The sequence below is a fragment of the Streptomyces winkii genome, from assembly GCF_032248595.1.
Taxonomy (GTDB): Bacteria; Actinomycetota; Actinomycetes; order Streptomycetales; family Streptomycetaceae; genus Streptomyces; species Streptomyces winkii.
Genome location: NZ_JASTTH010000008.1, coordinates 364,983 through 382,895, shown reverse-complemented (window position 1 = coordinate 382,895; position 17,913 = coordinate 364,983). Strand labels below are relative to the sequence as shown.

Genomic DNA, 17,913 nt, shown 5'->3' with positions numbered 1-17,913 from the left:
CCGGTGGCCGCAATACCCTTGACGTATGTACGCACGACGGCGCAGGCGTTACTTCGTGCTGATGACGACGTGCTTGGTGCTCTTCGTCAGCGCATGGGCGTTCGTGCGTCTGATCTCCGTCCCCGCCGCCGTCGGGCTGTGCGTGGTGGCACTGGTGATCCCGCCGATCGCGGCGATCGTCGGAAACCGCCGGGAGCCGGACGACCGCTGGTTCGACGAGGACTGGAACCCCGACAAGGACACCTACCGCAGGTGACGCTCCGCCTGTGCGGGGTGACGGGTGACGGCGACCGAGGACGCGCGGCGGTGAAGGCGTGCCCGGCGACCCCCCGCCGCCGCCCCGCAGCGCTGTTGCCCCCGATCGACCACACGGGGTCGACCACACGGGGCCTTGGCCGGACGACGGGTTCGACGGAGCCCCGTCACAGCGTGAGCCGCGGCTTGGGCCCGTCCGTACGGCCCGTCGGCGGCTTGCGGCTGCCCGCGCGGTACGGCAGCGGCCAGGGCGCGCCGGGCCCCTCGTAGCCCTGGTCGGCCGCCGCGTGCAGCGTCCAGTGCGGGTCGTACAGATGCGGCCGTCCCAGCGCGCACAGGTCGGCGCGTCCGGCGAGCAGCAGCGAATTCACGTCGTCCCAGGAGGAGATGGCGCCGACCGCGATCACGGGAACGCCGAGGGTGTTGCGGATGCGGTCGGCGTACGGGGTCTGGTACGAGCGCCCGAAGTCCGGGCGCTCCTCCGCGACGACCTGCCCGGTGGAGACGTCGATGGCGTCCGCGCCGTGCTCGCTGAAGGCGGCGGCCACGCGCAGCGCCTCCTCGGGCGTGATGCCGCCCTCCGCCCAGTCGGTGGCGGAGACGCGCACGGTCATCGGCCGCTGCTCCGGCCACACTTCGCGCACCGCGTCGAAGACTTCGAGCGGGAAGCGGAGGCGGCCCTCGACGGTGCCGCCGTAGGCGTCGGTACGGCGGTTGGTGAGCGGCGAGAGGAAGCTGGAGAGCAAGTAGCCGTGCGCGCAGTGGAGTTCGAGCAGGTCGAAGCCCGCGCGGGCGGCGCGGCGCGCCGCGTCCGTGAACTCCTCCCGTATGACGGCGAGTTCATCGGTGGTCAGGGCGTGCGGCACCTGGTTGACGCCCTCGCGGTACGGCAGCGGCGAGGGCGCCACGACCGGCCAGTTGCCCTCCGTCAGCGGCTCGTCGATGCCCTCCCACATCAGCCGCGTCGAGCCCTTGCGGCCGGAGTGCCCGATCTGGACGCCGATCGCGGTTCCCGGCGAGCGCGCGTGCACGAAGCCGGCGACCCGGCCCCACGCGGCCTCCTGCTCGTCCGTCCAAAGGCCCGTGCAGCCCGGGGTGATGCGGCCGTGCGGCGAGACGCAGACCATCTCCGTCATGACGAGTCCGGCGCCGCCCAGCGCGCGTGCGCCCAGGTGTACGAGGTGGAAGTCGCCCGGAACGCCGGGGGTGCCCGCCTCGTCCTCCGCCGAGTACATGTCCATCGCCGAGACCACGACGCGGTTGCGCAGCGTCAGCCCGCGCAGCCGGTAGGGCGTGAACATCGGCGGAGTGCCCTCGGGAACGCCCGCCTCGGCCTCGACTCCCGCGACGAACCCGGGGTCCCGCAGGCGCAGATTGTCGTGGGTGACGCGGCGGCTACGCGTGAGCAGGTTGAACGCGAACTGCCGTGGCGGCTGGCCGGTGTAGGTCGCCAGGTCCTCGAACCACTCCAGGCTGCCGCGCGCCGCGCGCTGCGTCGAGAGGACGACGGGCCGGCGCTCCTCCTCGTAGGCGGCCAGCGCCGCGGGCAGATCCGGCTGCTCCTCGACGCACGCCGCGAGCGCGAGTGCGTCCTCGACGGCGAGCTTGGTGCCGGAGCCGATCGAGAAGTGCGCGGTGTGCGCGGCGTCTCCGAGCAGCACGACGTTCCCGTCCGACCAGCGCTCGTTGACGACCGTACGGAAGGCGATCCACTGCGAGTTGTTGCCGCGAAGCGGGCCGCCGCCGAGGGTTTCGGGGAACAGCTTGGCGCACCGCTCGGCCGAGGCCCGCTCGTCCAGGCGGTCCAGTCCGGCGGCGCGCCACACCTCCTCGCGGGCCTCGACGATGACCGTGGAGGCGCCGGGACCCTGCTCCCCGGCGCGCTCGTACGGATAGGCGTGCAGCTGGAGCACGCCGTGCTCCGTCTCGGCGATCTCGAAACGGAAGGCATCGAGCGCGAAGTCGGCGGCGAGCCAGATGTAGCGGCAGCGGTGCGTGGTCAGACGCGGCCGGAAGACGCCCGCCAGGGCGTCCCGGGTGGCGCTGTGCACCCCGTCGGCGGCGACGACCAGGTCGTGGGAGGCGGCCAGTTCGGCCACGGGGGGCGCTTCGTTGCGGAAGCGCAGATCCACGCCCAGCTCGCGGCAGCGCTCGTGCAGCACGGCCAGCAGACGGCGGCGGCCCAGCGCGGCGAAGCCGTGGCCGCCGGAGGTGAGGGTACGGCCGCGGTGCACGATGTCGATGTCGTCCCAGCGGACGAACTCCCGCTGGAGCGACGCGTATACGGCCGGGTCCGCGTGCTCGATGCCGCCGAGCGTCTCGTCGGAGAGGACGACGCCGAAGCCGAACGTGTCGTCGGGGGCGTTGCGTTCGAAGACCGTGATGCCGCGGGACGGGTCGAGACGCTTGAGCAGTGCCGCCGCGTACAGACCGCCCGGACCGCCCCCGACGACGGCGACGCGCATGCCGTCGCCGCCCGCCTCGGCCCGGGCGCCGCCCGTGGTGCCGGCCGCGGGCCGCGGGCTCACGTCACTTCCCCCGCCACTTCGGTGGCCGCTTCTCGCTGAACGACGCGTGGAATTCGGCGTAGTCGTCGCTGTGCATGAGCAGCGCCTGGGTGGAGGCGTCCATCTCGACGGCCGCCGAGAGCGGCAGGTCGAGCTCCGCCGTGAGCAGCGCTTTCGTCTGGGCGAGCGCGAGCGCGGGGCCGTCGGCGAGGTGGCGGGCGAGTTCGGCGGCGGCGTCCTGCGCCTCGCCCTCGCCGGTCAACCGGCTGATGAGGCCGATGCGTTCGGCCTCCTCCGCCCGTACGGGCTCGCCGAGCATGAGGATGCGGGTGGCGTGGCCGAGGCCGACGACACGGGGCAGCAGATAGGCCGCGCCCATGTCGCCGCCGGAGAGGCCGACCTTCGTGAAGAGGAACGAGAAGCGGGCCGTCGGGTCGGCGACGCGGAAGTCCGCGGCCAGCGCGAGCACCGCGCCCGCGCCCGCCGCGGCGCCGTGCACCGCCGCGACGACGGGGAACGGCGCCTCGCGCAGCGCCCGTACGACCTGGCCGGTCATGCGGTTGAAGTCCAGAAGCTGCGCGGTGCCGGCGTCCAGGGTCGCGCCGATGATCTCCTCGACGTCGCCACCGGAGCAGAAGCCGCGCCCCTCCCCCGCCAGTACGAGCGCGCGGGCGCGCCGCTCCCGCGCCAACTCGGCCAGGAGATCGCGCAGATCGGCGTAGGCACCGAAGGTGAGGGCGTTGAGGCGGTCCGGACGGGCCAGGGTGACGGTCACGACTCCGTCGTCCTCCGCGACCCGGATGTGCCGCCACTCGCCGGTGGGCCGGGCCGATCCCGTGTACGGGCTCATGCGGCGGCTCCCAGGCCGGCGGACCGGCTGCTGTGCTCGCCGACGGTTTCGGAGCTGTGCTCACGCACCGCTCCGGTCATGGATCGACTCATGGCTCGGGGCCTCCTTCGCGACGCCGGGCGACCGCACACACCGTGAACGTATCACTGGTTCGTGACTACCGTCACGGGTACGCGATAGACGCGGTGGACGGGCTCGCACGGCAGGCACGGCTGGCACGGCACGGCAGGCACGGCGAACTCGCCGCGCAGGGGCGGACGGACGGGACCGGCGGACCGGATAGCGTGATGGCCTGCTGCGGAGGGGATGCGGGAGGGAGCACGATGACGGAGCCGGGTCCGCTGATACTCGCGCTGCTGGCGCTCTTCGGGCTGCTGGGCGGCATCGGCATCACGGCGGTGGGTCCGGGCGGAGTGCTGCCCACCATCGGGATGTTCCTGCTGACCGGCCTCTCCCCCGCCGGCGTCGCCGGGACGGCCATCGCGACGCACATCGCGACCGGCGCCCTCGGGACGGTCGCGTACACGCGCTCCGGTCAGTTGCGGGACGCGCGCACGCGCAGGATCGCGGTGATCCTCTCGGCCGCCGCGCTCGTGGGCTCGCCGCTGGGCGTGCTCTTCAACACCCTTGTCGGCGGGCGGGCGTTCGCGATCCTGCTCGCGGTCGCCGTCGCGACGACGGGCGTCCTGGTGTGGGTGCGCGAGCGCCGTACCGCCGTACGCGACGACGACGCCGCGACGGACCTCTCGCCGGTGGTCACGGCGGCCGTGGGGCTGGTGGTCGCGGTGGCCGCGGGCCTCTTCGGGCTCGGCGGCCCGATGCTGAGCGTGCCGCTGCTGGTGATCTGCGGGCTGCCGCTGCTGCCCGCGCTGGCCGCCGCGCAGGCGCAGTCCGTGGTCATCGCGAGCGTGGGGACCGCGGGGTACCTGGTGGACGGTTCGATCGACTGGGCGCTCGCGGCGCTCGTCGGCGTCCCGGAGCTGGCGGGCGTCCTGATCGGCTGGAAGATCGCCCACGCGGTGCCCACCCGGAAGCTCAAGTACGCCCTCGCGGGCACGCTTCTGGCCCTCGCGCCCTATCTGGCGCTGCACGGCTAGGGGGTGTCTGACAAGTAGCGTCGTCCGCCCGTCAGGGCGGGGGCCGCGGTGGCTGGTGCGTGCGGTCGCAAGGCGGAGGGAGGAAAGCGCAGCGGGCTGCGCAGACGACCGACAACGACGCGAGCGTGCGTGCCAGCCACCGCGGGGCAGACGGGATTTGTCAGACACCCCCTAGGGGCCAGGCCAGGCCCGGCCCGGCCGAGCGGGCACGCATGGGGCACCATGCTGCGCATGGGCAACTCTGAACACCCCGGCGGCGAGGGCAGGCGCGGGCCGGCGCACCGCCTGGTTCCGATGACCGGCCGCGACCCCGAGGAGAGCGGACGGTCCGCCACGCCGCTGGAGCTGCTGTTCGACCTGACCTTCGTGGTCGCCGTCGGCACCGCGTCGACCCACTTCGCCGAGATGCTCGCCGGGGGCCACCCCGTGCCGGCCGTCGCGGCGTTCGCGCTGGCGATGTTCGCGATCAGCGTCGCGTGGATCAACTTCAGCTGGTTCGCGTCCGCGTTCGGCACCGACGACTGGCTCTACCGCGTGCTGACGATGGTGCAGATGATCGGCGTCGTCGTGTTCTCCCTCGGCCTTCCGGCGATGTTCCACTCCGTCGAGGAGGGCGAACACCTCGACCTGCGGGTGATGGTGATCGGTTACGTCGTGATGCGGGTCGCGATGGTGTTGCAGTGGTGGCGCGTCGCCCGCGGCTCGCGCCCCTACCGGGCCGTCGGGACGGCCAACATCCGCTGGACCTCGATCGCCCAACTCGGCTGGATCGCCCTCGGGTTCACGCAGCCGCCCGTGGCGGTCGTGATCCTCGCCGTCGTCGCCCTCGGAGCGCTGGAGCTGCTGCTTCCCGTGCTCGCCCAGGGCGGCGCCGGCGGGACGCCGTGGCACCCCCATCATGTCGCCGAGCGGTACAGCCTGTTCGCGATGATCACCCTGGGCGAGGGCGTGGTCGGCACCGTCGCCTCGTCGGGCGGACTGCTCGGCGGCACGGCCGGAACGCACTGGAGCGGCAACGCGATCGCCGTCGTCGTCGCCGGCGTCGGGCTGACGTTCGGCATGTGGTGGACGTACTTCGTCACGCCCTTCGGCGACGTCCTGGTGCACCGCCGCCCCCGCGGCTATCTCTTCGGCTACGGGCACATCCCGCTCTTCGCGGGGATCGCCGGTGCGGGCGCCGGGCTGCATGTGGCGGGCCTGCATCTGGAGCACCACTCAAAGCTGAGCTCGGTCCCCGTGGTGCTGTCACTGGCCGTCCCGGTCGGCCTCTATCTGCTGATGGTCTATCTGCTGCACACGCTGCTGCTGTCCGCGGGCGACCCGTTCCACCTGCTGCTGATCTCCGCCACGCTCGCGGTGCTGGTCGTCGCCGTGGCGCTGGCCGCGGCCGGAGTCCCGATCGCGGTGTGCCTGCTCGTGGTGATGTTCGCGCCATTCGTCACGGTGGTCGGGTACGAGACGATCGGCCACCGTCATCAGCGGCAGATGCTGGACGGTCTCGCGGCGCGGGAGAGCTGACCGCCCGGAGGGCGCCGCCCGCCGGAGCCCTCAGCCGTCGCCCGCGAGGGTGGCGACGAGGACCGCCTTGATGGTGTGCATCCGGTTCTCCGCCTCGTCGAACACGACGGAGTGCTCGGCCGATTCGAAGACCTCGTCCGTCACCTCCAGGGAGTCCAGGCCGTGCCGCTCGTGGATCTCCCGTCCCACCGCCGTGCCGAGGTCGTGGAAGGCCGGCAGGCAGTGGAGGAACTTCACCTCCGGATTGCCGGTGGCGCGCAGCACGTCCATGGTCACGGCGTACGGCCGCAGCAGCCCGATGCGCTCGTCCCAGACCTCCTTGGGCTCGCCCATCGACACCCACACGTCGGTCGCGACGAAGTCCACGCCCGCTACGCCCTGTTGGACGTCCTCGGTGAGCGATATGCGGGCGCCGGTGTGCTCCGCGAGGGCGCGCGCCCGCGCGACGACGGGCTCTTCGGGCCACAGCACGCGAGGGGCGACGATGCGCACGTCCATGCCGAGCAGGGCGCCGGTGACCAGATAGGAGTTGCCCATGTTGTTGCGGGCGTCGCCGAGGTAGGCGAAGGCGGTCGCGTCGAGGGGCTTGGGGCAGTGCTCGGTCATGGTCAGCACGTCGGCGAGCATCTGCGTGGGGTGCCAGTCGTCGGTCAGGCCGTTGTAGACGGGGACTCCGGCGTAGGCGGCGAGCTCCTCGACGACGGCCTGGCCGCTGCCGCGGTACTCGATGCCGTCGTACATCCTCCCCAGCACGCGCGCGGTGTCGCGTACGGACTCCTTGTGCCCCAGCTGTGAGCCGCCCGGATCGAGATACGTGGTGCCGGCGCCCTGGTCGGCGGCGGCGACCTCGAACGCGCAGCGCGTACGGGTCGAGGTCTTCTCGAAGACCAGCGCGATGGTGCGGCCCCGCAGCCGCTGCTGCTCCGCGCCCGCCCTCTTGGCGACCTTCAGCTCGGCGGCCAGATCGATCAGGTGCCGGAACTCCTCGGGGGAGAAGTCCAGTTCCTTGAGGAAGTGGCGGCCCGTGAGGTCTGTCGCCATGGGGGCTCCTAGGTCGCTGGCTGGGCTGGCTGATGTTCGACCTGGAATTCTATACCGGCTTTCGAATCTCTATACGGCGAGGTCCCGATCCGCGGCACCAGCCCCCGTCCTCCGTGCGGCGGCCGCGGCGTCCGGGCCGCTCCGCGTGCGCGGTACGGCGCTCAGACCGGGTCCCTCTCCACGGGGCAGCTCATGCACCGGGGACCGCCCCGGCCGCGGCCCAGCTCGCTGCCGGGGATCTCCAGGACCTCGATTCCCAGCTTGCGCAGATGCGTGTTCGTGGTGACGTTGCGCTCGTAGGCGAGCACGACGCCCGGCTCGACGGCCAGCACGTTGCACCCGTCGTCCCACTGCTCGCGCTCCGCGGAGTGCACGTCCTGCGTGGGCGTGAGGACGCGGATGTGGTCCAGCCCGAGGGCCGCCGCGATCGCTCGGTGCATGTGCTCCGGAGGGTGGTCGGTCACCTTCAGCTCGTTGGCGCTTCCGCCGGGCTCGATGGTGTACGAGCGGAGCATGCCCAGCCCCTCGTACTGGGTGAAGGTGTCGGCGTCGACCATCGTCATCACGGTGTCCAGGTGCATGAACGCGCGGCGCTTGGGCATGTCGAGCGCCACGATCGTACGGGCCGAGCCGGCAGCGAACAGCCCGCGCGCCAGCATCTCCACGGCCTGCGGAGTGGTGCGCTCGCTCATCCCGATCAGCACCGCCCCGGAGCCGATGACCAGCACGTCCCCGCCCTCGATCGTGGACGGATAGGCGCCCTGGCCCTCCGACCACACGTGGAAGGCGGGGCTGCCGGGACCGGCGAAGAGCGGGTGGTGGTGGTAGATCGCCTCGAAGTGCACCGTCTCGCGCTGACGGGCGGGCCAGCGCATCGCGTTGATGGATACGCCGTCGTAGACCCAGGCCGAGGTGTCGCGCGTGAAGATGTGGTTGGGGAGCGGGGCGAGAAGGAAGTCGTCCAGGTCCATCACGTGGAAGCGGACGGACGCGGGCTCCTCGTGGCCCTCCAGGAATTCGCGCTTGGTCATGCCGCCCACCAGCGCCTCGGTCAGCTCCCTCGTGGGCAACCGGTCGAAGGCGGCGCGGAGATGAGCCGTGGCGAGCGGGCCGTACTCGTTCTCGTGGAAGACGCGGTCCAGCACGAGCGCGCGGGCCTCCGGCAGGTCCAGCGTCTCCGCCAGCAGATCGCCGAAGAGATGCACCGCGATTCCGCGGTCGCGCAGCGCGTCGGCCAGGGCGTCGTGCTCCTGCCGGGCACGGCGGACCCACAGCACGTCGTCGAAGAGGAGCTCGTCCTTGTTCGTCGGCGTGAGCCGCTTCAGCTCCAGGTCGGGGCGGTGGAGGATGACCCGGCGCAGCCGTCCGGCCTCGGAGTCGACGTGGAATCCCATGTCTCCATACTCTCCGAGGTCCGGGTGACGCGCGTAGTGTTTGCGCAAAGCGCGGTGTCAGCGGGCGAGGGTCTCGCTGGGGCTGACTCCGTAGATGTTCCGGTAGAGGGTCCTGAAGCCGCCCGGCTTGGCGAAGCCCCAGCGTGCGGCGATCCGCGGCACGGTCGCGCCGCCCGCCGGGTCCGCGGCGAGGAGTTCGAAGTGGGCCCGGTCCAGGCGTACGCGGTGCACTTGCCCGAGAACGCTGGTGTCGTGGTGACGGGCGAAGGCGAGCTGCAACGCGCGCGGAGAGACCCTCACGGCGGCGGCGATCTCGGCGGGGCCGATGTCGGCGCCGGCGTTCTCCCCGATGAAGGCGAGGGCCTTGCGGACGGTGAGGGGTGTGGCGTCGCGTGTGTCCTTCGAAGTCGGCTCGGGGACCGCGGAGTTGGGGAACGTCTCCAGCGCGCAGGCCGCCAGGAGGCGGGCCGAGTCGCCACGGACCAGTGGTTCGCTCATGGCGTCGAATTCGGTCTCCAGCACTTCGCGCACGTAGTCGTAGCTGTTCCTCCAGCGGTCTGCGTCGGCCTGGCTCGGCGGCTCCAGCCTGCTGAAGCGGATCGGGCCTGTCGGGGCGTCCTCGCCGATACCCGCGGTCCGCATGACCAGCGGCATGTCCAGGAGGACGCCGCTGAAGCCGAGGTTGCTCGCCCGGGCACTGAAGGGGCGGTCGGGCTGGGCGATGATGTTGATGTCGTCGGGGCCTATGCGTTCGTGGTCGCCGGGGAGGACCTGGTCGGCGGCATCCGTGGGCCGGTGCTCGCTCCACCCGCTGTGGATCTGAATGACGGCGAGGTGCTCCAGCGGTTCGGCCACGTACTCGGCGTCCATGGGAAGCGTCATGTCGTCGAGGCAGAAGGGGCCGAGATCATAGCGGGAGTGCCGGATCAGCTGGTCTTCGTTGTTGCCGCTCATCCGCAGGCTCGTGCCGTAGACGGCGTTCATGAAAGCACGCCCGGCTTCGGGATCCCGGGTCTCGAACGCGCGCCGCGTGGGCGTGAAGCGCTCGGGCGGCGAATCGGCGTCGGTGGCTGTCATCAGTTCCTCGCCACGGTCTGAGTGCCCAGAGTGCGACCGAGTGGCTGTCCGTACACATGGCACCTGGGACCGATCCGTCGACGATCCCGCACCGCGGGCGTGGGCGCTGCCACCACCCGATACCACTGCTGGTTGTCCACTTCCGACCGTACTTCCTGGCCGCGGGGGCGACGGGGGCCGATCGTCCCGCTTGTCGACCCCGGCCACGAGGGACGCCCTGTCCGGTCGGACGTGACCGCCTTGGACCGCGTACTACGGGGCCTCCCGAAGCGACACCTCGCGCGCCAGCCCCGCGATCAGCTCAGGGCCCACTCGGCAGCACCCTCCGACGAGGCGCGCGCCCTGCTCCAGCCAGCCCGCCGCGAGGTCCGCGGACCAGGAGGCGGTGCCGTGCCAGCCGCGGCCGTGGCCACCGCCCCACTCCTCGCCGCTGTTGGGGTAGACGACGACGGGCTTGCCGGTGACCTCCGCCGCGACCCGCACCGCGTGCCCGGCGTCGCCCGGCGCACAGCAGTTGACGCCCGCCGCGACGACCTGTCCGGCGCCGCCCGCCAACGCGAATGCGTCCGCGAGGGGCTGGCCGGCGCGGGTGCGGTCTCCGGCGATCGTGTAGCTGAGCCACACCGGAAGGCCGCACCCCGACGCGGCCCGGAGCAGTGCCTCCGCCTCGTCCGTGTCCGGGACGGTCTCCAGGGCGAGCACGTCCGGCTCCGCCTCGGCCAGCGCCTCCATCCGCGGGCGGTGGAAGGCGGCGAGCTCGCGCATGCTCAGGCCGTACCGGCCGCGGTACTCGCCCCCGTCCGCGCGGACGGCGCCGTACGGACCGACCGAGGCCGCGACCCAGACCGTCCGGTCGCCCGCCGCCTCGCGCGCCAGCGAGACGCTGCGGCGGAAGAGCCCGGCCGCCTCCCGGCGTCGTGCGCCCGCGCGCGCGAAGCCCTCGAAGGACGCCTGGTAGCTGCCGGTGATGAGCACCCGCGCGCCCGCCCGTACGTACGCGGCGTGCGCGGCCCGGACGGATGCGGGGTCGTCGCGCAGCAGCCGAGCCGTCCACAACTCGTCGGCCAGATCGCAGCCTTGGGCCTCCAGCTGGTTGGAGAGGCCCCCGTCCAGCACGAGCGGGCCGCGCGCGAGCGCGGTGCCGAGCGGGACCGCGGGCCGGGTCACGGCAGCTGGGTCCGCACCCGCTCGGAGATCAGCTGGAGGTGGTCGAGGTCGTCCAGGTCGAGGACCTGGAGATAGATACGGGAGGCACCGGCATGTCCGTAACGGCCGATCTTGTCGACGACCTCGGCGGGCGAGCCCGCCAGCCCGTGCTCCTTCAGCTCCGCGACGTCCCGTCCGATCGCGGCGGCACGGCGGGCGGTCTCCGCGTCGTCCTTGCCGACGCACACCACGAGGGCAGCGGAGAAGGCGATGTCCTCGGCGGGGCGCCCCGCCTTTTCGGCCGCCGCCCGCACCCGCCCGAACTGCTGCTCCGCGTCCTCTGCCGAGGCGAAGGGGATGTTGAACTCGTCCGCGAAGCGCGCGGCCAGGGCGGGAGTGCGGACCTTGCCCTGGCCGCCGATGAGCACCGGCACCCGGGACTGCGCGGGCTTGGGCAGCGCGGGCGAGTCCGTCAGCGTGTAGTACGTGCCGTCGTAGCTGAACCTCTCGCCGTACGGCGTCGACCACAGGCCGGTGACGATCTCCAGCTGCTCCTCCAGCCGCCCGAACTTCTCCTTGGGGAAGGGGATTCCGTACGCGGTGTGCTCCTGCTCGAACCAGCCGCTGCCCAGGCCGAGTTCGATCCGGCCGCCGGACATGGCGTCCACCTGGGCGACCTGGATGGCGAGGGGGCCGGGCAGCCGGAAGGTCGCCGCGCTCATCAGGGTGCCGAGCCGGATGCGGCTGGTCTCCCGCGCCAGCCCGGCGAGGGTGATCCAGGCGTCGGTCGGACCGGGCAGGCCGTCCGTGTCGCCCATGGCGAGGTAGTGGTCGGACCGGTAGAAGGCGTCGAAATCCAGATCCTCGGCGGCCTTCGCGACGCGCAACAGCGTCTCGTAGCTCGCTCCTTGCTGGGGTTCGGTGAATACGCGCAGCCTCATGAGGCCCATCTTGCCTCACCCGTATCCGGGCCCGGTGCGGGTGCGGGGCTGCCCTCGCCCGGCTCGTACGGGGCGGCACGAGTCGCGTCCCCCTCGTTCCGGTCAGGCCGCCGGGCCGTGCTCCTGCGCCTCCAGCCTGCGCAGAATGGCCGAAACGTGGTCCTCGGACTCGTCGGCGGCGTCGATCGCCTCGATGCACTGCCAGTAGAGCCCCTCCTGCCGGGCGGTGACGGCCACGAGGACGAGGGCGACGCCGGTCTCCGCCAGCAGCGCGCTCAGGTCGGACAGCGCGCACTTCGGGTCCTGGATCTGGGAGAGCCGGTCGGCACGTATCTCACGGCTCTCGCCAGGGGGCTCGCTGCGGGCGGCGGACGTACGGCGCGCCTGGCCGCCCATCTCGCTCAGACCGAGCGCCTCGCCCCGTACGGACTGCGGTCCGCTCACCGCGAGACGGGCCCCGATCGCCCCGGCAAGAGCCTGCACCTGCCACGATTCGGCGACGATGTCTTCCACGGACTCGCACTCAGCGAGCGCGTGCCGGGTGGCCTTGATGAGATGCACGGCATCCAACTCGGGCCACCTCCCTCCACATGTCACTACAGAGAGTGACTACCAACAAACGTCTAAGCCGGTTTAGTTGGTTAGATTCCGGACATAATGCCTGACGCGAATATCTTCGTCACTTCATAGAGTGACCGGTTCCGGTAGCCGGGAAACGCTTCTCGTTCCGTTCGATCTTCTCGGCAAGCGCTTTCAAGGCATCGATGCCCAGGACTTCGCAGAACTGGAGCAAGTACGAGAGGACGTCCGCGACTTCGTCCTCGACGCGTCGCGCGGACTCGGGGCGCTCCATCACGCCCGCCGACTCCTCGGGCGTCAACCACTGGAAGATCTCGACGAGTTCGCCCGCCTCGACGCTCAGCGCCGCGGCCAGATTCTTCGGCGTGTGGTACTGCCCCCAGTCGCGGGCGGCGGCGAACTCGGCGAGCCGGCGCTGGAGTTCGGCCACGGTCACTGCGCGCTCCGGGCGCTCGCCCGCGGCGGGCCGCGGATCGTCGCCGGAGGACGCTGAAGAGGATCGGAATTCACTCACGCCCCAGGTCTACCAGGGATACTCCGGGCTGCCGCGCCTCGCCCGGGCTGCCGGCGGCGGACAGCGCCGCGTCAGCGCCCGCCTCGCTCACCGAGGCGAGCAGCCGCACGTGCCCGCGCTCGCCCATCCGCTCGGCAAGCGCCGTCAGTTCGGCCGTCTGCCGCCCGTCCAGCCCCCGGTCGAGGCCGTCGGCCAGCACCGTCATCGCCTGCCGCGCGGGCAGCACCTCCTGCACCGGGTCCATCGAGAGCACACCGGGCCCCGTCAGCAGCACGAGAGCGAGCGCGGCGTAGCGCAACTCCCCGTCCCCCAGCCACTCCAGGGGCGTGCGGTCGGCAGCGGCGTGACCGGGCGGCACGGGTCCGCAGCCGCGGTCGACGACCGCACGGACACGCCCCCTGCCGGCCCCTTCCGGCAAGACCTCCGCGACGAGATCCGCGACCGGACCCGCGAACCCCGCGCGCACGGCACCCACGAGGTGGCCGTGCCGGACGGCGCACTCGGTGCGCGTGCGGCGCAGCACCGCCGCCAGGTTGTCGCAGCCGCCGCGCAGCAGGGTGTCGGCGGCGGACACCGGTTCGCGCATGGTCTCCGGACGCGGGTCGCAGGCGAAGACGGAGCGCAGCGCCACCACTGCCTGCTCAGCGGCGGCCAGTACCCGGTGCTCCTCCTCCGTGCCGCCCCCGACCCGCAGCGGCAGCAGGGCGGTCGCCAGCCGGTCGTCCGGGAGCCGCGCCCGGGTGACGCGGCCGGCGCCGCTGTGCCACTCGGCCTCGACGGTGCGGCGGGACGGGTCGCGCAGGGCCGTGCTGAGCAGTGTGCGGCCGCCGGGCACCGACAACCGCTCGCCCGCGATGCGCAGTTCGGGCTCCGCCTGTACCGCGAGGTCGAACCGCAGGGGCCCGGCGGGTCCGTCGACAGTGCAGCCGATACGGAAGCCGCGCCGCCCTTCGCCGTCCGGGCGGGAGCGGCGGGGGACATACGCGCCCGGACCGCCGTAGGCGCGGCCGAAGACCTCGCCGAGGACCTCGCCGCCGCCGAGGCGGGCCAGCGCCTCGTACGCCTCCAGTACGGCGGACTTGCCGCTGCCGCTCGGCCCGGACAGCAGCGTCACCGGCGTCAGGGGGACGGTGCGGTCGCGCAGTGCGCGGAACGCGGTCAGATGCAGCGCGGTCACGGTGGCGGCCGTCAACGGGCGTGCTGCGGGCGCCTCTTCACCGGGCACGGCGAGGTGGTCCGCCGTAGGCGTGGGGCTCGCCGCGCCGTTCGCCGGGGCGCTTTCCGTGACGTTCGTGGTGGCGTGCATGCGGGGACCGTAAGCGGCGCCACGGCCGCCGAACCGTTCCGTCTGCGCGGCCCTCCCTCGAACGAGCGATGCGGCATCGGCCGCCGCGTGGCGGCGAGTTGCGGGCTCGGGTTGCGAACGCGAAGCAGCCGGAGGCCCGTTGACGGAGTGACGGACAGCGACAGGGACGGTGACGGCCCGGTGAAGGGCCTTCACAGCAGGCAGCGGGCCCGGCCGCACGGCCGGCCGTCCCCACTCGCACGGACGGCGCGGGGACCGTCCGCCGGATTCCGGAATCGCGCGCGCAATTTCCATCACATGACGCCGGAAAAGTTTGAAAGAAAGTCGCCCTCATTTGCCGGTATTGCGCCGTGAATTGATCACCGAAACATGATCGCAAAGGCTTCGGTTTATCGAACCGTGATCTAAAAATTACGCACCCGGACGTACCCATGCGAGCGTCGCTGCTGCTATTTCTAGGATGCTCTGTTCTCATCCCCCACCTCCGGAGAAGACAACTTCATGCGCTCGTTGAAGCTGACGTTCGCCGCATTGCTCGCGATGGTGGCCATTGCCTTCGTCGCTCCGGGATCGCAGGCTGCCGCGGGCAAATATGTGGCTCTTGGCGATTCCTACACGGTCGCCGTCGGAACGAAGACCTACGACAATCCGGACGATCCCTGCCGCCGTGGTCCCACTTCGTACCCGAGGCTGTGGGCGGCCGCGCATCAGGACGTCGCGTTCGTGGAGGCGGCGTGCTCCGGCGCCACCACGGCCGACGTCATGAACACCCAGGTCGGCCAGTTGACGCAGGACACTTCGCTGGTAACGCTCCAGATCGGCGGCAACGACGTCGGATTCGTCGACGTGCTGAAGAACTGCATCCTCACCGCGGACGACGCCGACTGCATAGCGGGCGTCGACGCGGCGAAGGCGGCGGCCAACAGCACGCTGTCGCCGGCGCTTTCCAAGACGTACTCCGCCGTGCGCGCGGCGGCCCCGTCCGCGAAAGTCATCGTCGTCGGATATCCGCGGCTCTACACGATCGGTGGGGACTGCGGCATTCTCGGCCTCAGCGACAAGGAGCGGTCGGCACTGAACTCCGCGGCCGACACGCTCGCCGACATCATGGCCGCGAGGTCCAAGGAGGCCGGATTCACTTTCCTGGACGCGCGGCCGGTTTTCGACCCGCACACCATCTGCTCCGGCAACGATGAATGGGTCACCAGCCTGGAGTGGGAGAAGCTCAACGAGTCCTACCACCCGAATGTGGAAGGTCACCGGGACGGCTACCTCGCCGCCCTCAACCCCCTCATGGGCTGACCGGCACACAGACCACCCTTGGCGGGGAAGGGAAAGTGAAGGGCGTCCGCCGTACTCGGCGGGCGCCCTTCACGCCCTTCACGCCTGAAGTGCCCTGGAACCGCGAGGAGTTGCTCTTGCGATCACCGCCGCGGAGGGCCGCCCGGCGAGGCGAGCGGCCGTCCCGGCGGCGGACCCCCCGCCGGGGGCGGCTGCTGCCGGCGCTCCGGCGGCTGAACCGGCGCGGGCTCCGGGGCCGGTGGCGGTGCCGGGACCGGGCCTCCGCCCGTACGGCCGTCCTCCTCGCCCACGAGCATCTGCGAGGCGGCGAGTTCGCGGTAGAGACCGTCGGACTTGACCAGGTCCTCGTGGCTGCCCAGCGCGCGGATCTCGCCGTGTTCCATCACCACGATCTGGTCGGCGTGCGTCACCGTGGAGAGCCGGTGCGCGATGAGGATGACGGTGCACCGGCGGGCCGCCTGGTCCACCGCCTCCCGCAGCGCCTGCTCGTTGCGCGCGTCGAGCTGCGCCGTCGCCTCGTCCAGCAGCAGCACCTCCGGCTTGCGCAGCAACGCCCGTGCGATCGCGAGCCGTTGGCGCTCACCGCCCGAGAGGGAGACGCCGCGGTTGCCCACCTCCGTGCGCAGTCCGTCCGGAAGCCGGTTGATCAGCGCGTCCAGGCGCGTCACGCGCAGCGCCTCGGCGATGTCCGCGTCGGAGGCGTTCGTCGCCGAGTACTTGAGGTTGTCCTCCAGGGTGCCCGCCATCACCGGCGAGTCCTGCTCGACGTACGCGATGCGGCGGCGCACCTCGGCCCGGCGCATGGTCTCGATGTCGACGCCGTCGATGATGATCTGTCCGGCCGTGGGGTCGTAGAAGCGCTGGAGCAGCGCGAACATGGTGGTCTTGCCGGCGCCGGAGAGCCCGACGAGCGCGGTCTGCGTGCCGCCGGGGATGGTGTACGAGATGCCCTTCAGGGCCGTGCCGCGGCCGGGGTAGGCGAAGCGCACGTCGCGGAACTCGATGGTGGGCGGCCTGCGAACGCCGGCGGCCCGCGCGCCGACGACTTGGAGCTTCATCGTCGAGGCGGGGTTGCCCTGAGGATCGGCCGCGGCGTCCGCGTACCCGTTCATGTGCCCGTTCGCGAGGGGGCCGGGCCTGTTGCCGGAGCGGGCGGCCGGGTGGCGTGGCAGCCGGTCCATGCTGTCGGTGCCGTCCCTGCCGGCACGGCCGTCCGCGATGTCCGTACGGGCGGCCTGGTCCATGCCGTCCGCGTGGAATCCGGGCTCCTCGTCGACGTCCGCCTCGACGGCCATCCGCTTGATCTGCTCGATGCGGCCCACCGCGCCGAGCCCCTGCTGGAGCATGCCCAGCCCGGCGACGAGGGAGCCGATCGGGCTCGCCAGATAGAACACGTAGAGCAGGAAGGCGATCAGCTGCGGCGTTTCGAGGTCCCCGGAGGCGACCAGCGCGCCGCCCACCCCGAGCACCGCGAGGAAGGCCGCCTGGATCGAGACCCCGGAGAGGATCTTGACGAGCGCCACATACTTGGCTCCCACGATTCCCGCCTTGTAGGCGCCGTCGATGGCGTTGTCGGCGACCTCGGTCTCCCGGTCCTCCGCGCCGTTCGCCTTGACCGTACGGGCGGCGCCGAGCGTGCGGTCCAGCGCCGAGCCGACCGCGCCGATCGACTCCTGGGCGCGGGCGACGGCCTTGCGGATGCGGGGCAGGATCCCGCCCATCACCAGGCCGACGGCCACCAGCACGCCCACCGTCACGCCGAGCAGCGGAAGGTGCACGACGCCCATCAGCACGCCGGCGCCGGCGATGCTCAGGACGCCGTTGGCGATCATGATCAGGCCCTCGGTGGCGGCGTTCTGGAGCAGCGTGCTGTCGGAGGTGACGCGGGCGATGAGGTCGCCGGGCGGGCGGCGGTCGAGCTCGGGCACCCGGAGCCTGATCAGCCGGAACACCAGGTCCTGCCGTACGCGCCGCACCACACGCTCCGACGTGCGCTGCTGCCACCACGACTGGAGCCCCGTCAGCCCGGCGCCCGCCACGACCAGGGTGCCCAGCAGGATGACCGGGCCCTTCACGTCGCCCCCGTCAGCGAGCGAGGAGAGCACCTGCTGCGCGACGAGCGGCTGCATCAGGCCCGCACCGCTGGAGGCGAGCACCAGCAGCAGCGTCGCGAACAGGACGACGCGGTGCGGACGCGCGTACCCCATCAGCACGCGCAGCGGCGCGCGCTTGCGGTGGTCGATCCGCAGCACGCTCGCCCGCGGGTCCCCCGGCCGCTCGGGCACGGTCGGATACTGCGGCGGAGCCTGGGCCCTGGGGCCCTGGAAGAACCCGAAGGGCTCGTGGGTTCCGGGAGCCTGCGTCATGTGACGTCCTACAGGTCGCT

At 72.0% G+C, this 17,913-nt stretch carries 15 protein-coding genes; 4 read left to right on the top strand and 11 right to left on the bottom strand.

Going from position 1 to position 17,913, the window contains the following annotated elements; genetic code table 11:
• Window positions 1–25: 25 nt before the first annotated feature.
• The gene (locus QQM67_RS25110) at window positions 26–256 is read left to right on the top strand and encodes a DUF3099 domain-containing protein (protein WP_314176684.1); all 231 of its coding nucleotides are present in this window, start codon (window positions 26–28) and stop codon (window positions 254–256) included.
• A gap of 166 nt (window positions 257–422) precedes the next feature.
• Here QQM67_RS25110 and QQM67_RS25105 read toward each other — a convergent pair whose 3' ends face one another.
• A complete protein-coding gene (locus QQM67_RS25105) occupies window positions 423–2,720 on the bottom strand; it encodes a bifunctional salicylyl-CoA 5-hydroxylase/oxidoreductase (protein WP_314176833.1) in 2,298 nt (765 codons plus the stop codon).
• A 64-nt stretch (window positions 2,721–2,784) separates the two neighbouring features.
• Entirely contained in the window at window positions 2,785–3,612 is an 828-nt protein-coding gene (locus QQM67_RS25100; protein WP_314176682.1) for an enoyl-CoA hydratase family protein, read from the bottom strand.
• A 323-nt stretch (window positions 3,613–3,935) separates the two neighbouring features.
• On the opposite strand from QQM67_RS25100, the gene QQM67_RS25095 reads away from it, so the two are divergent.
• Both QQM67_RS25095 and QQM67_RS25090 read left to right on the top strand, forming a co-directional pair.
• Window positions 3,936–4,709 carry a sulfite exporter TauE/SafE family protein gene (locus tag QQM67_RS25095; RefSeq protein WP_314176680.1) on the top strand — a complete coding sequence of 258 codons (774 nt, stop codon included), beginning with the start codon at window positions 3,936–3,938 and terminating at the stop codon, window positions 4,707–4,709.
• Window positions 4,710–5,003: 294 nt separating this feature from the next.
• On the top strand, window positions 5,004–6,227 hold the full coding sequence (locus tag QQM67_RS25090) for a low temperature requirement protein A (protein WP_399067589.1): 1,224 nt from the start codon (window positions 5,004–5,006) through the stop codon (window positions 6,225–6,227).
• A gap of 30 nt (window positions 6,228–6,257) precedes the next feature.
• On the opposite strand, the gene argF is transcribed toward QQM67_RS25090, so the two are convergent.
• The 8 genes from argF to QQM67_RS25050 all read right to left on the bottom strand — a co-directional run bounded on the left by argF (window position 6,258) and on the right by QQM67_RS25050 (window position 14,225).
• Complete coding sequence (gene argF, locus QQM67_RS25085; protein WP_314176676.1) at window positions 6,258–7,268, bottom strand: ornithine carbamoyltransferase; 1,011 nt, start codon at window positions 7,266–7,268, stop codon at window positions 6,258–6,260.
• A 161-nt stretch (window positions 7,269–7,429) separates the two neighbouring features.
• Entirely contained in the window at window positions 7,430–8,662 is a 1,233-nt protein-coding gene (locus QQM67_RS25080) for an arginine deiminase (RefSeq protein ID WP_314176674.1), read from the bottom strand.
• Window positions 8,663–8,719: 57 nt separating this feature from the next.
• A complete protein-coding gene (locus QQM67_RS25075) occupies window positions 8,720–9,739 on the bottom strand; it encodes a helix-turn-helix transcriptional regulator (RefSeq protein WP_314176672.1) in 1,020 nt (339 codons plus the stop codon).
• 252 nt (window positions 9,740–9,991) lie between these two features.
• Window positions 9,992–10,906: a homocysteine S-methyltransferase gene (mmuM, locus tag QQM67_RS25070; RefSeq protein ID WP_314176671.1), complete on the bottom strand. Its 915-nt coding sequence runs from the start codon at window positions 10,904–10,906 to the stop codon at window positions 9,992–9,994.
• Window positions 10,903–11,826 carry an LLM class F420-dependent oxidoreductase gene (locus tag QQM67_RS25065; protein WP_314176669.1) on the bottom strand — a complete coding sequence of 308 codons (924 nt, stop codon included), beginning with the start codon at window positions 11,824–11,826 and terminating at the stop codon, window positions 10,903–10,905. Before QQM67_RS25065 ends, mmuM begins: the two co-directional genes overlap by 4 nt.
• A 102-nt stretch (window positions 11,827–11,928) precedes the next feature.
• Window positions 11,929–12,387: a DUF6099 family protein gene (locus QQM67_RS25060; RefSeq protein WP_314176831.1), complete on the bottom strand. Its 459-nt coding sequence runs from the start codon at window positions 12,385–12,387 to the stop codon at window positions 11,929–11,931.
• A 118-nt stretch (window positions 12,388–12,505) separates the two neighbouring features.
• Complete coding sequence (locus QQM67_RS25055) at window positions 12,506–12,835, bottom strand: nucleotide pyrophosphohydrolase (protein ID WP_314176829.1); 330 nt, start codon at window positions 12,833–12,835, stop codon at window positions 12,506–12,508.
• A 76-nt stretch (window positions 12,836–12,911) separates the two neighbouring features.
• Entirely contained in the window at window positions 12,912–14,225 is a 1,314-nt protein-coding gene (locus tag QQM67_RS25050; RefSeq protein WP_314176667.1) for an AAA family ATPase, read from the bottom strand.
• A 501-nt stretch (window positions 14,226–14,726) separates the two neighbouring features.
• On the opposite strand from QQM67_RS25050, the gene QQM67_RS25045 reads away from it, so the two are divergent.
• Complete coding sequence (locus QQM67_RS25045) at window positions 14,727–15,527, top strand: SGNH/GDSL hydrolase family protein (protein WP_314176665.1); 801 nt, start codon at window positions 14,727–14,729, stop codon at window positions 15,525–15,527.
• Between the two features lie 122 nt (window positions 15,528–15,649).
• Here QQM67_RS25045 and QQM67_RS25040 read toward each other — a convergent pair whose 3' ends face one another.
• Window positions 15,650–17,893, bottom strand: a complete 2,244-nt coding sequence (locus QQM67_RS25040) for an ABC transporter ATP-binding protein (protein WP_314176663.1) — start codon at window positions 17,891–17,893, stop codon at window positions 15,650–15,652.
• Window positions 17,894–17,913: the final 20 nt, after the last annotated feature.